This is a genomic window from Pseudomonas sp. P4_C3, from assembly GCF_056402075.1.
This window is the reverse complement of sequence record NZ_JBFUIC010000761.1, coordinates 1-678: the sequence shown is the minus strand read 5'-3', so window position 1 is coordinate 678 and position 678 is coordinate 1. Positions and strand designations below refer to the sequence as shown.

1 protein-coding gene is annotated in these 678 nt (G+C 52.5%); it reads right to left on the bottom strand.

The annotated features are described in order from the left end of the window. The coding region (locus AC1DVH_RS32305) for an SDR family NAD(P)-dependent oxidoreductase (RefSeq protein WP_477757197.1) at window positions 1-448 on the bottom strand (448 nt) is incomplete at its 3' end. Window positions 449-678 lie beyond the last annotated feature (230 nt).

The window sequence follows — 678 nt, the reverse complement described above, 5'->3', positions numbered from 1 at the left end:
CGGGAAACAGCGCTACCACAGAAGCAATGTTGATGATGGTACCCCGGCGCGCCTTGGCAAAACTGGCCGCCGCGGCCGATGCCAATCGCGTCACCGTTGTAATATTCAACTGAATCATTCGCTCCAGTTGATCGGTATCGGCGTTGGCCAACAAGCCATCCGCGGCTACGCCGGCATTGTTCAGTAAAAGGCTGATACTCGAATCGCTGCGCAGACGCTGTTCAAGTTTCAGCACATCGTCCTTCTGCGTCAGATCTGCCTTGAGCACCTCCACCTGAACCCCATGAGCATTGCGCAGCGCGCTTGCCGCTGCTTCAAGCCGCTCCTGGTCACGAGCAACCAGCAACAAATCAAAACCTCGCGCTGCCAACCGTTGCGCGTAAATCGCACCGATACCGGAAGAAGCACCAGTGATGAGGGCGGTGCCTTGGGACTGAATGGACGTCATGACTTGGCTCCTGGGAGATGCCAGAGGGATAGATAAGCGCCTGAATCTCAGCCTGCCTGGACGAGCTGCGTATTTATTATACACATAATTTAATATAGTATATTACAGTCGTAATTTTTCAATTGCCGACGGAAGTCAAAATTCGCTGCAGTCACCAAAAATTAAAAAAGGCCGGTCAATGACCGGCCTCCAAGACTGATTTACAAGCATAGTTCAACCGGGACTTCTCG